We start from the raw sequence: 12,728 nt of genomic DNA, 5'->3' as shown, positions 1-12,728 counted from the left end.
ATGACCGTTGGCGAGGCGTTCCAACTCAACCCTTCGGTCTCGCTTACCCGGGGTACGGAGGCTCCGTTTGTCGACATGGCCTCCCTCGAACCGATGACGCGAGATGTGCACGCCAGAGCCACTAAGCCTTTCGCCGGGGGGATGAAATTCCTCGACGGGGACGTTCTTATGGCTCGCATCACGCCATCCCTGGAGAACGGCAAAACGTCGATCTATCGCGCGCCGGCCGGAAACGTCGGACCTGCGTTCGGCTCCACGGAATTCATCGTGATCCGAGGCCGGGCGGGTGTATCAGACTCGACTTACGCGTACTACCTCTTCACGTCACCCGCTGTGCGCGATCATGCGATCGCGAGCATGAATGGAAGTTCAGGCCGACAGCGCGTGCAACTCGATGCGCTTGCGTCATTCAGGGTGAACCTGCCAACGCTCGACGAACAGCGCGCGATTGCGCAAACTCTTAGTGCACTTGATGACAAGATTGAGTCGAATCGCCGCGTCACCTCCATCGCACTTGAGCTAGCAATCGCGATTCTGTCTACTGGCACCGAGACGGTGCGCGTTGGCGACATTGCAGAGGTGGGTAAGGGGCTCTCTTACAAGGGAGCAGGACTTGACGATGGGTCGACGCCAGGTGCAATACCACTGCTCAACCTCGCGAACTTCACCACAACAGGTGCACTCAAGCACAGCGGTCTGAAGCACTACACCGGTGAACACAAGGCCAAGCACGTGGTCTCAACATGGGATCTAATCACCGCGAACACAGACCTCACGCAGAACCGCGAACTTCTTGGCCGCGGATTCCTGGTGCCCCCGACGCTAAACGGAGCACTTCACACACACCACACGTCACGCTTGGCATTCTTCGCGAGGCCTGAGTTGGCGCCGGTGCTCTGGGCTCAACTTCAGACTTCAGCGTTCAGGGATCGAGCGAAGGGTTTCGCGACTGGCACTACTGTGACTGCGCTACCGGCCGAAGCGGTCCTCGACTTCGAAATCGCCATTCCCGAATCGTTGGATGACAGCTTGGCGCTCGCTCGCTCCCTAGTCGAGCGCGCATGGCACGTGGAGTTGGAGACGAGTCGGCTCGATCGCTTGCGCGACGCTCTTCTCCCTGAGCTGCTCTCTGGCCGCCTCCGCGTGCCCCGAAGGTGACGCCGTGACGGAGCCGGACGTCGAGTGGAAGGGTGCTGAACTGGACAAGGTCATCGCGCAGACCGTCGTCAAGAGAAACGGCTGTGCAGGCAATCATGAGGATCCGAAGGACATCGGCGAGCAGATTGGTCTGGAGTACCTGACCAATCTGAGCGTCCTCGCCCGAAGTGTCGATGACGCGGAGGTCGAGGCAGCAGCGTGACCAACTTCAACGAGTCCGTCGTCGAGCAAGCCACCCTTGAGTGGCTCGCCAACCTCGGCTACCAGACTCTCCATGGACCTAGCATCTCGCCCGGTGGCGACGGCACTCAGCTTCGCGACTCGTTTGCCGACGTAATCCTCATCGACCGGCTGTTGCCGACGGTGCGTGGACTCAACGCTGGTGTCGATAGCGGGGTGATCGATCAGGCAATCAAGCGGCTCCTTCGCCCCGAGTCCCAGAACCCGATCGACGAGAACTACCGCATCCACCAGTTCGTCCTCGGTGGCGTGCCGGTCGAGTATCGAGGGTCAGACGGGCAGACCCGCACGGTGCGAGTGAAGCTGATCGACTTCGAGACGCCCGAGATGAACGACTGGGTGGCGGTTAACCAGTTCACCGTGACGAAGGACGGGAAGAACCGTCGACCTGACGTCGTGGTCTTCGTCAACGGCATGCCTCTGGCGCTGTTCGAGCTGAAGAATCCTGCTGACGAGAACGCGGACATGAAGGGCGCCTGGAACCAGATCCAGACGTACCGCAACGACATCGCGCCGATCTTCGACTTCAATGCCGTGACAGTCATCTCCGACGGCGTCCCGAGTGCAGCAATGAGTTCATTTACCGGCGGGTTCGAGCACTACGCCCCGTGGAAAACGATCGACGGCCGCGATGTGATCACCGATAGACCCGCACTGGAAGTGCTCATCAGGGGGGTGTTCGAACCCAGACGCTTCCTCGACATCCTGCGGAACTTCGTCGTCTTCAGCGACGAGACAGTCACCGACAATGGCACCGGCCAGCCGATGCGCTCACTCGTCAAGCGAGTCGCGAAGTATCACCAGTACTGGGCGGTGAACATCGCCGTCGAGTCGACCGTCACGGCCGCAAGCCCGGCAGGTGACAAGCGCGGCGGTGTCGTCTGGCACACTCAAGGCTCGGGCAAGAGCTTTGAAATGGTCTTCTACGCGGCGAAGATCATGCGCGACCCGCGGATGGAGAACCCGACGCTCGTCTTCATCACCGACCGCAATGACCTCGACGACCAGCTCTACGGTGAGACGTTCTCGCCCGCGACCATCCTGCCTGAGAATCCCGTGCAGGCAGACAACCGCGCACACCTGCGCGAACTGCTCACGCGAGCTTCTGGCGGGATCATCTTCACGACGTTGCAGAAGTTCGCACCTGAGGAACGTGGCGACACGAACCTCGTGCTCACCGACCGGAGGAATGTGATCGTCGTCGCCGACGAGGCGCACCGCTCGCAGTACGGCTTCAAGGAAACGCTCGATTCTCAGGGGCGCCTCAAGGCGGGCCTCGCCAAACACCTGCGGGACGCGCTGCCCGGCGCGACCTGCCTCGGGTTCACGGGGACGCCGATCGAGACGACTGACAAGTCGACCCGGGCAGTTTTCGGTGATTACATCGACATCTATGACCTCACGCGCGCGGTCGAGGATGGCGCGACGGTCAAGATCTTCTATGAACCCAAGCTCGTCAAGGTTGGCCTGAGCGAATCGGTCTACGGGGAACTCGACGACCTTGCCGATGAGATCACCGAGCAAATTGAGGAGACCGCGGCGTCAGCGGCGAAGTCTCGCTGGGCGCGGCTCGAAGCGATCGTCGGTGCCGAGGAGCGGCTCGATCTCGTCGCTCGAGAGGTTGTCGAGCATTGGGAGAAGCGAAGGGGGGCGCTTGTCGGCAAGGGCATGATCGTCGCCATGAGTCGCCGTATCGCGGTGAAGCTCTACGAGAAGATCGTCGCCCTGAAACCTGAGTGGCACACCGACGATCACCGCACCGGCAAGATCAAGGTCGTCATGACCGGGTCGGCGTCCGACCCACTGGAGTTCCAGCAGCATCTCCACGACAAGGCAACCCGCAAGGAGATCCAGCTTCGGGCAAAGAACCCCGACGACGAACTGGAACTCGTGATCGTCCGCGACATGTGGCTCACCGGCTTCGATGCTCCGGCGATGCACACCATGTACGTCGATAAGACCATGCAGGGCGCTGGCCTCATGCAGGCCATCGCTCGTGTGAACCGGACCTTCCGCGACAAGCCCGGCGGCCTGATCGTCGACCTGATCGGCGTTTACGGGAGCCTGCAAGAGGCGCTCAAGGTGTATTCACCTTCGGACCGCGATCAGACTGGTGTGCCGATTGACGAGATGGTCGCTGTCATGCTCGAGAAGCACGACATCATCACGGCCCTGCTGCATGGCGTGACCTTCGATTCGTCTCCAAAGCTTCTCGGCGTCCGACAGACTCGCGCAGTACGCGAAGGTGCTCGACTTCGTGATGGCTGATCGCGACCGAACTAAGCGCTACAACGACCAGGTGTTGGCTCTGGCGAAGGCGTTCGCGCTCTGCGGCGCCTGCGACGAGGCCGCCGACATCGGTGACGACGTGCGGCTCTTCGTCGACGTGCGTGCCGCGATTCTGAAGATCCTCGATCCCGGGTCGGGTCGAAGCGGCTCGGGTGCAGTCGACGTCGACACTGCAATCGGGCAACTCGTCAACGAGGCTGTGTCGGGAGATCAAGTCATCGACATCTACCGGCTCGCCGGCGTCGAGACCCCCGAGCTCTCGATCCTGTCCGATGAGTTCCTCGACGGCCTGGCGGAGAAGGACAAGCCGAACCTCCAAATTGGACTGCTGCGTCGCCTGCTCGACGACCGAATCAAGACGATCAAGCGCAGCAACGTCGTGCAGACACGGAAGTTCTCCGAGATGCTCGACGAGGCCGTCAACCGGTACAACAACCGTTCGCTCACCTCGGCGCAAGTCATAGTGGAGCTCGTCAAGCTCGCCAAGCAGATGCGCGACGACATGCAGCGCCACGCCGCTCTCGGCCTCCGCGAGGACGAGATCGCCTTCTACGACGCCGTCGCGCAGAACGAGTCGGCGGTCTTGGAACTCGGCGACGAGACGCTGAAGGCGATCGCCCGCGACCTCGTACGCACGATTCGCGACAATTGGACGATCGACTGGGACGTCAAGGAGAGCGTGCGCGCCAAGATGCGCTCTGCGGTGCGCCGCATCCTCATCCGTTACGACTACCCGCCCGACGCCGAGCTCGACGCCATCGAGCTCGTGATCGAGCAGGCAGAGGCCTTCGCGGCGGACGACGAGGAATTCTCCTACTGACGTTTACATCCCCCTGGTCAGGTCGGATTGACCCACGTGACCAGGAAGGAGGTAGCCGATGAATGAAATCAAGTGCCCGCACTGCGGGACCAAATTCACGATCGACGAGGCCGAATACGCGAGCCTCGTGCAGCAGGTGCGCACGGCGGAGTTCGACAAGGAACTCCACGCCCGACTCGCCGAAGCCGACACGGCCAAGAAGGCCGAGATCGCACTCGCTGAGGCGAAGGTCGCCCAGCAGGCCCAGCAGGCCGCCGCGGAGAAAGACGTTGAGATCCAGCGGCTGAAGAACGAGATCGAGGGCGCCGGTACGGCGAAGTCGCTGGCGATCGCGGAGGCGGCTGCGCAGGCGGAGAAGGCCCTTGGCGACAAGGACGGCCAGATCGAGCGCCTCAAGGCGCAGATCGAGGCCGCGGGTACGGCCGAGGCGCTCGCGGTCGCGAAGGCCGGTGAGGAGGCCCAGCGGGCTGCGGCGGAGAAGGACGTTGAGATCCAGCGCCTGAAGAACGAGATCGAGGGCGCAGGCACCGCCAAGGCGTTGGCGATCGCGGAGGCGGCTGCGCAGGCGGAGAAGGCCCTTGGCGACAAGGACGGCCAGATCGAGCGCCTCAAGGCGCAGATCGAGGCCGCGGGTACGGCCGAGGCGCTCGCGGTCGCGAAGGCCGGTGAGGAGGCCCAGCGGGCTGCGGCGGAGAAGGACGCTGAGATCCAGCAGTTGAAGGCTGAGATCGACAAGGCCGGGACGGTCCAGGAGCTCGCAGTCACCAAGGCGGTTCAGGTCATCCAGCAGGGGCTGGACGCGGCCGAGAACAAGCTCGCCTTACAGGCTGCTCAGCAGCTGGCCAAGGAATCCGCTCTCAAGGACTCCCACTCGAAGGAAGTCGCTCTGCTGCAGGAGCAAGTGGAGCAGTACCGCGACTTCAAGGCGAAGCAGTCGGTGAAGCTGCTTGGCGAGTCGCTCGAGCAGCACTGCGAGAACGTGTTCAACCTGGCTCGGGCAATGGGGTTCCCGAACGCCAAGTTCGGCAAGGATAACGACGCCTCCAGCGGCACCAAGGGCGACTACATCTTCCGGGACTTCAGCGCCGACGGTGTCGAGTATCTCTCGATCATGTTCGACATGAAGAACGAGGCGGACGCCACGGCCACGAAAAAGCGGAACGTCGACTTCCTCGCCAAGCTCGATAAGGATCGTCGCGAGAAGGGCTGCGAGTACGCCGTGCTCGTGTCGATGCTCGAAGAGGACTCAGAGCTGTACACGGGCATCACGGACGTGTCGCACGAGTACCCGAAGATGTTCGTCGTCCGCCCGCAGTTCTTCCTCCCGCTCATCGCCCTGCTCCGCAACGCAACCCAGGACACGATCCAGGTGAAGGCCGAACTCGAGCTGGTGAAGCAGCAGAACATCGATATCACGAACTTCGAAGCCAACCTGCTGGAGTTCCAGACGCGCTTCTCGAAGAACGTCAGCGACGCGCGGACGCAGTACAACAAGGCCATCGACACGATCGACGACGCGATCAAGAAGCTTGAGGCCACCAAGGAGGCGCTGCGACTCTGGGCCAAGCACCTTGGCACGGCCAGTGGTCGCGCGAACGACCTCACGATCCGCGCCCTCACCCGTGGCAACGAGACCATGAAGGCTCAATTCGCGGAACTCGAGGTGCTCAAGGAGTCGGAAGGTCCCGGCGAGCCCGAGGCCGCATGACCAGGCCAAGCACGGGTGTCGTCCGAGCGGGACGGCACCCGTGCTTGCATGACGTCTCGGTCACGTCAGGTGCCCGCCCCTGCTCGAACGGAGGAGCTCGTGGTTCCTCGTCCCCCAGAACTGGGGTGGATGCCACACCGAATCCTTCCGCGAGATCGCGAGATCGCTACGCGAGCGGCGGAAGGATCATCTCTTCGAGCGCGATCTCGCCCCCGCACTGCGTTCGTTCATCATCGACCGCACGGACGTGACCGACCGACTCTCCGACATCCGGGTGCCGAGTCTCTTCGTCGCCTCCGACGATCGCGGTGACTGGAGCCCCGCCGATGCGCAGCGTACGGCATCCCTCGCGCCGGGTGCCCAGATGGTGACCGTCGCAGGGGCACGCACGCTGGTTCCGCTCGAACAGCCCGCGCAGCTCGCCGAGGCGATCCTCGGCTTCTGGGATCAGCTCGTCGATTGATGTCCCGAAGCCCCCTGCTCCGCCTGGGAGAACCCCTCGGTCACGTCCCCGACGCTGAGGCGCGCTCCAGCCCCGCCAGGAACCCTTCCGCGGCGGCGGCCACCCGCTCACGGTCGCCGGTGGCGAGCAGGTCGAGCAGGAGTCCGCGGATCGTGGCGATGACCAGCGTCGCCTCGCGTTCGGCGATATGGACGGGGACGCCGTCCTGGGCGAGGACCAGGTCGGCCTTCCAGTCCGCGATCACGTGCTCGAGGAACTCCGCGTAGATGTGCGGCTCCTGCAGCGCGTGCGCGTACACGTCGAAGAGCAGCCTCGTCTCCGGCCACCGTTCGGGGTCGGCCGCTCGTTCCCAGGAGGCGCGGGCCGCCGACGCGAGGTCCGCGCGGTGGCCGACCCGTTGCTCCACGTCGGTGAACGTGCGCTCGCGCAGTCGCGCCAGCACGGTCTGGACCATCTGCTCCTTGGTGCCGAAGTGGTGCACGAGCGTGGTCGGCGACACCCCGAGATCCGCGGCGGCCTGCCGCCAGGACAGGCGGTCGATCCCCTGCTTGATGGTGTACTCGACCACGGCGTCGAGAAGGTCCTGACGCCGCTGTCGGTTGATCGGTCTCGCCACGGATGTCTCTCAGCGTCGGTCGCGGGGGTTCGAGGACATGCTAGTGCGCGGCGATTCCGGCTCGTTCCGTCGCCGGCTTCCAGCCGAGGGCGGGCGCGACGTCCGTGGCGAGGACCTCGAGCAGGTCCTCGGTCGCGGGCGTGGACAGGTGGAACGGCACGATGAGCAGGAGCGTGGTCTCGCTCCACTCGCGGGCCCGGAGGATGGCCTCGTCGGCGTTCAGCGCGTCGCTCACCTGTGCGACCGACCCGAGGATGCCGCCGCCCCGCGCGAATGCCTCCGCGTCGGGGACCACGTCGCGCCAGAAGTGCGGGCGGCCGTCGGGGGTCGGGAGCACGACGCGGCTGACCGCGACTCGCCCACGGGCGGGTCGCCCCGACCGTGCGGGCTGGCGTTCCCACGCGTCGATGTACGCCTCGACGTCCGGAACCTGCGCGGGGCCGGCAGCTCCGGCGAGGACGCCGCCGTTGAGGTCGCGACCGAAGTTCGCGAGCTGCAGGCCGAGTCCGAGCTCCCCTGCTCGCACGGTGCTGGTGCGAGAGCCCGTGCCGTACCAGATGCGCCGGCGAAGGCTCTCGACGTGCGGATGCACCCGCAATCCCTCGTGCGGCTGTGCGAACTGCAGGCTGAACTCACCGGATGCCAGCGGCGCGAGCTCCTCCCCCTCGACCGCACGCAGGAACCGCCGGAGGACCCGATCGGTTCGGGGCGGACCGAACGGTCCATCCTGTTCGTACGCCGCGGCGAAACTGGCCGGCAGGAGCCGTCCGCCATGGCCGGCGCCGAGCCCGAGTTCGAGTCGGCCGCCGCTCAGGAGGTCGACGGTCGCGGCATCCTCGGCGAGGCGCACCGGGTCCTCGTTCGCGATGGGGACCGTGGCGGTGCCGAGCGAGATGCGCGACGTCTCCCTGGCCGCCGCCGCGAGGAAGGGGAACACCCCGGTGAGGGCGCGTTCGAAGTGGCGCACCCGATGCGCCGCCAGGTCGTATCCCAGGTCCTCGCCGAGGCGGAAGAGACGGAGCGAATCCTCGAGCGCGACGGAAGGCGTCTCGCCCTTGCGGTCGTAGGTGCCGGGGATGAGGAATCCCAGGCGGAGCGGATGGATGGGCACGGTTTCCCGTCCTCTCTTCGGTGATGTGTGGTCGGAGTGGGCTGTGGGGATCGCGTCACCCGCGATGCGGGCCGACGGCGTGGATCTGCGACCAGTCGATGCTGGCCGTCGCGCGCCAGTCGGATCGGCGCAGTTGCTCGCGCGGGTCGGGTCCCCAGTCGGTCTGGGAGAGGACGCCGGAGAGCATGGAGTCGGACAGGCGGAATCGTGCGACGTAGCCGGTGGTCGCCTCGATGAGTTCGGTCACCGTGACGGTCAGTTCCGAGATTCGTCGCTCGTGCGGTCGGTCGGTCGCTTCCTCGGGGATCGGTCCGCTTCCCAAGGGATGGACGACGATGCCGCGTGCGCGTCCGACGAGCGCGACCCGATCTCCCACCTCGAACGGTGTCGCGACGCGAACGCTGGCCCGGACGCCGCGGTCCACGAGCACGTCCTGCCTGCCGGACGTCGACACCGCGTGCACCGTCGCCGCGAGGCGATTGTCGTATCCGAGGAGCGATGCGGAGGATTCGCTGACCGGCCGCGAGAAGAGCTCGCGCGCAGGCGCCGAGTGGGCGATCGTGCCGTGCTCCACGACGGCGATGCGATCGGCGAGCACGGTGGCCTCGGTGTTGTCGTGGGTGACGTAGACCGCGGTGAATCCGAGCTCGCGGTGCAGGCGGTGGATCTCGCTTCGGAGCTCGGCCCGCAGCGCGGCGTCGAGGTTGGAGAGCGGCTCGTCGAAGAGCAGCAGACCAGGCCGGCCGACGATCGCGCGTGCGAGCGCGATGCGCTGCTGCTGACCGCCGGAGAGTTGGTCGACTCGACGGTGCGCGTAGCCCCGCATGTGCACGAGTTCGAGCGACTCCAACGCGAGCCGCTCGATGTCGGCGCGCGGGCGATGCCGGCGTGCCCGCAACGGGTACTCGACGTTCTGGGCGACCGTGAGGTGCGGCCACAGCGCATAGCTCTGGAAGACGAACCCGAGCGCCCGGCGATTGGCGGGGACCGTGAGCTCGCGGGACGAGACGACTCGCCCGTCGAACTCGATGGTTCCGGTCGTGACCCGTTCCAGCCCCGACAGCAACCGTAGGATCGTCGACTTCCCCGATCCGCTCGCGCCGAGGAGCACGAGGAACTCGCCGTCGGCGACCTCCAGGTCGACGCCGTCGAGCACCCGGGTCGCTCCGTAGGTCTTCCCGACCTGTCGCGCGGTGATCGATGTCATGCGAAGGAGTCCTCCAGTGAACGGGCGACCGCGTGTCGCTCGGCAGTAGCCCGCACCCGCGCGCCGCGGCGGAGCGCGCGCAGCAGCAGGAGGCCGACCGCCCCGACGGCCGCGACGACGAGGAGGAAGAGCACCGTGAGCGCAGCGGCCGCGGACCGGTCCCCGGTGGCGAACATGGTGGAGACGAGCTGCATGAACAGCGGATGCCCCGGGGCGCCGAGCAGCAGCGGGATCTCCAGGTTCCCGAACATGACGAGCGCCGCGATGAACCATCCGCTCAGGAGCGTCGGAAGCAGCAATGGGATCGTGAACCGCACGAACGCCAGGGCGCGCGGCGTCCCGGCGACCACGGCCGCATGCTCGAAGTCCGCGGAGACCTGCCCGAGCGCGCCATGCAGCAGCTGGCTCAGCACGGGAAGCGCCACGGCGATGAGCGCGATGAGCGCGAGCGCGTTCGTGCCGTAGAGCGCGCCCAGTCCGGGGATCGACGTGTACGCCCACGTCATGCCGAGTGCCTGCACGACACCCGGCATCCCGAATGCGATCAGGAAGACGACGCCGAGGATGGCTCCCAAGCCGGGGATGCGGGTTCGAATCCGCACCACCGCGACGACGAGGGCGATGGCGACGGCTGCGAGTCCGCCGAACACGGCGATGCCGGCGGAGTTCTGTGCGGCGGAGGCGAGCGAGGTGAATCCGAAGGCGCGTTGATAGGCGGCGGTCGAGTACCTGGCGAGGTCTCCCGGTGCCACGGTGAACGAGGCGAGCGTCGTCGAGAGGATCGGGATCGCGACCGCGAGGGCGAAGTAGCCGACGACCGCGGAGGTGATCGCGGCCCGCCCTCGGCGGATCCCGATCGGGCGCGCCGACTCGACCCTCCCGCGAACCGTGGTGTGGTCGCGACCGTGCGCGAGGCGCGCCTGGAAGGTGCCGAGCACGAGTGCGATGCCGATCGTCAGCACGCCGAGGACGCCCGCGAACCCGTAGTCCGGCGGGGAGGTGTTCCTGATCGAATCGACCACGGCCGTCATGAGGAATCGCGGTTCCGACCCGAGGATGTAGGGCTCGGTGAACACCTGCAGGTCGACCACGAAGGAGACGACGGCCACGAATCCGACGATCGGCCAGACGAGCGGAACTGTGATGCGAACGAGGGTGCGCCATCTGCCGGCTCCGGTCGCGCGCGACGCCTCGGTGAGATCGGAACCGAGCCGGGAGAAGCTGCCGACGAATCGGAAGTAGCAGATCTGCGATCCCGCGAGCGAGACGAGCAGGATCACGCCCGCCAAACCGGTGATGTCCACGACGACGAGATCGGGGTCGCCCGTCAGTCGGCGAGCGACGGCGTTCACGATCCCGGTGTCCGGGTCCGCCGTCAGCGACCAGCCCATGGCCCGCACCGTGGGGAGCACGGCGAGCCCGACGGCGATCAAGGGGGTGATGGCCGACCGGATCGGCAGGTCGGTGCGCTCGCGGACGAAGGCGAGGGCGCCGCCGACGAGCAACGAGAGCGGCGTGCAGCACGCCGCCAGCACGATGGAGTTCAGGAGCACGCCGCTCCTGAGCACGACGGGCCAGAACTCCCGGTAGTGATCGAGCGTCCACTGCGTGTCGGCGGCGCTCGGGGATCCTGTTCGGAAGCTGCCGTAGACGACCGCGGCGACGGGCAGCACCAGCAGCGCGGCCAGCACCGCGACGAGCATCACCGCGCCGGATGCCCCGGTGAGCGCACGCGCACGCCCACCGGGCGTCATCCGCCACCCCGCTGATCGGACCTGGGTGTGCTCCACGATCGGTCAGTCGGCGTCCGCGGCGCCGGCCGGGTACAGGGTGGGGGCGAGCTCCTTCGCCCGGGCGATGTACTCCACGACCTGGTCGAAGGGGATCTGCACCGGCTTGGCGATCCCCGCCAGGAGCGGGTTGACCGGCACGCCCTCGATCGTCGGGTTGAAGTACGTGCCGGACGAGATCGTCTCCTGCGCCGTGGACGAGAGCAGGAAGGCGGCGAACAGCCGTGCCGCGTTCTCGTTGGGCGCCTGGTCGAGCACGGAGACCCAGACCGAGTTCGCACGGGTCGCCTCGCTGTCGGCGAAGTCGATCTCCTGCCCCTGGTCCTTGAGCGTGAGCGTGAGGACTGCCGGCCCGAACAGGCTGAGTTCGTGCTTCCCCGAGGCGACGTCGGCCGCGTAGGTGGACTGGTTGTTCGAGATCACTGCGTTCGCCGCGACCGCCCGGAAGGTCGCGTCATCGAACTCCTCCACGCCGGTGTCGGCTGCGTAGAGCGCGGCGGCGAGGAACCCCTGGACCTGGCTCTGGGCGGGTCCGAGCAGGGCGAAGCGATCCTTCCACTCCGGGGAGGCCAACTCCGCGAAGGTGGTCGGGACGCTGTCGGCGTCGAGCGTCGACGAGTGGAACGAGAGACCCGTGTACCCCTGGGCGATCTCGTAGGCCTGGCCGCGGGGGTCGCGGAAGTTGTCCTGATCGATGAGGGCGTCGGCATTCGCCGGTGCGAAGTCGGCGAGACGCTCATCTCCCTGCAGGTCGAACAGTTCGGGAATGCTGCTCAGCGCGACATCGCTGACCCGGCTGCCGGTCTTCTCCTCGGCCGCGATCTTCTCGGCCAGCGGCGTCGACGAGACATCGACCGGGACGACGTCGATGCCGGGGAAGGTCTCCTCGAACTGTGCGACCACCCTGCCGAACCCGCGCGCATCGGGCTGGTCGAAGGCTGCCGCGTTGGGCGTGTCGACGCCAACCGAAACCTCGCCGGCGCTGCGTGCGGCCGCGTAGAGCTCGGTCAGTTGCGCGCGGACTTCGGCGGATTCCCCATCGAGGCCGACGGGTGCGGCCGAGGGGTCGGGGGTCGCCGCAGCGGTTGCGCAGCCCGTCAGCGCAACGAGGCCGATGGCGGCCACGGCGACGAGACCGCGATGACGAATTGACCGGGAGTAGGACATGGTCGGCTCCAGAGGATCGTGGGGAAGAGGTCTCGAGGAGACTAGTACGCGTGTACAAGGAACCTCGGATGTCCCGACTCTTTCCGCAACATGACGACGCGACGCGTATGGAAGCGAGGAATGCGGACGATCCCGGCCGCCAGGGCTGACGGTCGGTGC

General features: G+C 66.3%; 9 protein-coding genes and 1 pseudogene. 5 read left to right on the top strand and 5 right to left on the bottom strand.

The window, feature by feature from the left end; genetic code table 11:
• The 5 genes and pseudogenes from ACDF64_RS04700 to ACDF64_RS04680 all read left to right on the top strand — a co-directional run bounded on the left by ACDF64_RS04700 (position 1) and on the right by ACDF64_RS04680 (position 6,678).
• Positions 1 to 1,158: a restriction endonuclease subunit S gene (locus ACDF64_RS04700; protein WP_394553699.1), complete on the top strand. Its 1,158-nt coding sequence runs from the start codon at positions 1 to 3 to the stop codon at positions 1,156 to 1,158.
• A 4-nt stretch (positions 1,159 to 1,162) separates the two neighbouring features.
• Positions 1,163 to 1,360, top strand: coding sequence for a hypothetical protein (locus ACDF64_RS04695; RefSeq protein WP_394553698.1), 198 nt, complete (start codon positions 1,163 to 1,165; stop codon positions 1,358 to 1,360).
• A pseudogene (locus tag ACDF64_RS04690) lies at positions 1,357 to 4,507 on the top strand (type I restriction endonuclease subunit R). The gene ACDF64_RS04695 and the pseudogene ACDF64_RS04690 overlap by 4 nt, the downstream one beginning before the upstream one ends.
• Positions 4,508 to 4,565: 58 nt before the next feature.
• The gene (locus ACDF64_RS04685; protein WP_394553696.1) at positions 4,566 to 6,215 is read left to right on the top strand and encodes a DUF2130 domain-containing protein; all 1,650 of its coding nucleotides are present in this window, start codon (positions 4,566 to 4,568) and stop codon (positions 6,213 to 6,215) included.
• 247 nt (positions 6,216 to 6,462) lie between these two features.
• Positions 6,463 to 6,678: an alpha/beta fold hydrolase gene (locus ACDF64_RS04680; protein WP_394553695.1), complete on the top strand. Its 216-nt coding sequence runs from the start codon at positions 6,463 to 6,465 to the stop codon at positions 6,676 to 6,678.
• Between the two features lie 40 nt (positions 6,679 to 6,718).
• On the opposite strand, the gene ACDF64_RS04675 is transcribed toward ACDF64_RS04680, so the two are convergent.
• From ACDF64_RS04675 to ACDF64_RS04655, 5 genes are all read right to left on the bottom strand, one after another.
• A complete protein-coding gene (locus ACDF64_RS04675; RefSeq protein WP_394553693.1) occupies positions 6,719 to 7,246 on the bottom strand; it encodes a TetR family transcriptional regulator in 528 nt (175 codons plus the stop codon).
• Positions 7,247 to 7,334: 88 nt separating this feature from the next.
• Positions 7,335 to 8,405 (bottom strand): LLM class flavin-dependent oxidoreductase, encoded by a 1,071-nt coding sequence (locus ACDF64_RS04670; protein ID WP_394553691.1) that lies wholly within the window; start codon positions 8,403 to 8,405, stop codon positions 7,335 to 7,337.
• A 55-nt stretch (positions 8,406 to 8,460) separates the two neighbouring features.
• The gene (locus tag ACDF64_RS04665) at positions 8,461 to 9,612 is read right to left on the bottom strand and encodes an ABC transporter ATP-binding protein (protein WP_394553689.1); all 1,152 of its coding nucleotides are present in this window, start codon (positions 9,610 to 9,612) and stop codon (positions 8,461 to 8,463) included.
• A complete protein-coding gene (locus ACDF64_RS04660) occupies positions 9,609 to 11,402 on the bottom strand; it encodes an ABC transporter permease (protein ID WP_394553688.1) in 1,794 nt (597 codons plus the stop codon). Before ACDF64_RS04660 ends, ACDF64_RS04665 begins: the two co-directional genes overlap by 4 nt.
• Positions 11,403 to 11,408: 6 nt before the next feature.
• Positions 11,409 to 12,569, bottom strand: a complete 1,161-nt coding sequence (locus ACDF64_RS04655; RefSeq protein ID WP_394553687.1) for an ABC transporter substrate-binding protein — start codon at positions 12,567 to 12,569, stop codon at positions 11,409 to 11,411.
• Positions 12,570 to 12,728 lie beyond the last annotated feature (159 nt).

Origin of the sequence: Agromyces sp. MMS24-JH15, assembly GCF_043518605.1 — a bacterium.
Classification (GTDB): domain Bacteria; phylum Actinomycetota; class Actinomycetes; order Actinomycetales; family Microbacteriaceae; genus Agromyces.
Note: the sequence above shows the minus strand (reverse complement) of the source record. Positions and strands in the feature narration are given on the sequence as shown.